The sequence below is a fragment of the Streptomyces sp. NPDC007971 genome (genome assembly GCF_042958635.1).
Classification (GTDB): domain Bacteria; phylum Actinomycetota; class Actinomycetes; order Streptomycetales; family Streptomycetaceae; genus Streptomyces.
In genome coordinates, this window is the sequence record NZ_JBIBJK010000082.1 from 1 (window position 1) to 2,078 (window position 2,078).

A 2,078-nucleotide genomic window follows, 5' to 3' on the forward strand; every position below is an offset into this window, starting at 1 on the left:
TCGTCGTCGCCGGCGGTCTGGTGGGGGATGGATTCGGTGGTGCCGGGGGTGGTTTCGGTGGCTTGGTCGGCGTGGCCGGGCCACCAGGCGGCGTGGCCGATGAGGGCGGTGAGGCTGGGGGTGAAGAACATGGCCATGACGAAGGCGGCGATGGCGATGCCGAAGGAGACGGCGAAGCCCATTTCGGTGAGGAGGGCGTTGCCGGCGAGCATCATGGTGGCGAAGGTGGCGGCGAGGATGAAGCCGGCGGCGGCGACGGTGGGGCCGGCGTGTTTGAGGGCCTTGCCGGCTGCTTCGCGGGGGGTGTGGCCTTCGCGGGCTTCTTCGCGGAGCCGGGCGATCATGAGGATGTTGTAGTCGGTGCCGATGGCGACGACGAAGAGGTACATGATCACGGGGAGGAGGAACATCAGGCCGGTGTGGCCCTGGCCTTTCTGGAAGATCCAGACGGTGGAGCCGAGGGTGGCGCCGAAGCCGAGGCCGACGGAGGCGATGAGGTACCAGGGGGCGACGATGCTGCGCAGGAGGAGGCCGAGGATGACCATGATGAGGAGGGCGGCGACGGGGAAGACGGTGCGGTAGTCGTGGTTGACCGCGGTGTCGATGTCCTTGTAGATCGAGGAGAGGCCGCCGACGACGGCGCGGGTGCCGGTGGGGGCGTTGGTGTGGGCGGTGTCGCGGACGCGTTGGACGGCGTCGATGGCGTGGTCGGTGGAGGCTTCGTATTTGAGGGTGACGGTGAAGTCGGCGGTGGTGCCGTTGTGGTTGACCTGGGCGAGGCGGGCGGCGGCGACGCCGTCGACGTGGGCGAGTGTGCGGGCGTAGTGGGTGAAGGTGGTTTTGTCGAGGGGCTGGGTGGTGGTGCTGGTGAGGTAGACGTCGGTGGGTGCGGCGGCGCCGGCGGAGTAGGCCTTTTGCATCTGGTCCTGGACGACCATGGACTCCTTGGTCTTGGGCATGGAGCCGGAGGCGAGGTCGAAGGTGGCGTTGTAGCCGAGGGTGCCCAGGGACAGGGCGAGGAGGATGAGGCCGGAGGCGGCGGCGGTCAGGGCGGGGCGGCGTTGGACGCTGCGGCCCAGGGCGGCGAAGCGGGCGTTGGTGGGTTCGGTCTTCCAGGTCTTGGAGGGCCAGAAGACCTTGGGGCCGATGAGGGAGACGACGGCGGGGATGAGGGTGAGGCCGGCGATGAGGGTGGCGCCGACGGCGATGGCGAGGGCGGGGCCCATCTGGCGCAGGAAGCCGAGGGTGGACAGGGTCAGGGCGAGGAAGGCGATGATGACGGCTCCGGCGGCGGAGGCGATGGCCTCGCCGACGCGGGCGACTGCTTCGGTCATGGCTTGCTTGGGTTCGTCGCCGGCGCGCAGGCGTTCGCGGTAGCGGAACATCAGGAAGAGGAAGTAGTCGGTGCCGACGCCGAACAGGACGACGATGAGGATGGAGGAGATGGAGCTGTTGGCCTGGAGGTCGAAGAGTTTGGTGGCGTAGGCGATCAGTCCGTTGGCGATGGCGGAGACGATGCCGATCAGGACCAGGGGGAGGAAGGCGAGGATGGGGGCGCGGAAGATGATGAGGAGGGTGACCAGGATGATGGCGAAGGTGCCGATGCCGATGAGGGTGTCGCCGCGTTTGGAGGAGTCCTGCTGGTCCAGGGCCTGGGCGGCGGGGCCGCCGACCTTGATCTGAAGATGCGTTCCTGCGGCTAGTTTCTTGGCGTCCTCGCGGACCGTTTTGGCGGCGTCGGCCTGTTGGGGCTGGCCTGCGGTGCGGTCGTCCATCTGGATCAGGGTCATGCTGTATTTGCCGTCGGCCGAGGGCGGGCCGGCCACGACCTTCTGTACCTGGTCGATGTGTTCCTTGCCGAGCTGCGAGGTGATCCGGGCGATGTCCTGCTTGTCCGCCGCGGTCAGCCGGTCTCCGTCCGTGCGCTGGTACAGCGCGATCGCGGACGGAGTGAACGCGGCCGGGAACGCCTTGTCCTGGACGGTGGCCGCTTTGATGGACTCGTAACTCTTGGGCAGGAAGCTGCTCTCGTCACTGTTCGAGGGAAGGCTCGGAGCCGTGGCGACGATCGCCACCGC

The 2,078-nt window shown here is 68.0% G+C and carries 1 protein-coding gene; it reads right to left on the minus strand.

What is annotated here, in order from left to right:
* Nucleotides 1-2,078, minus strand: a 2,078-nt coding sequence (locus tag ACFZCP_RS45860; RefSeq protein WP_391443251.1) for an MMPL family transporter, incomplete at both ends; no start/stop codon positions are given.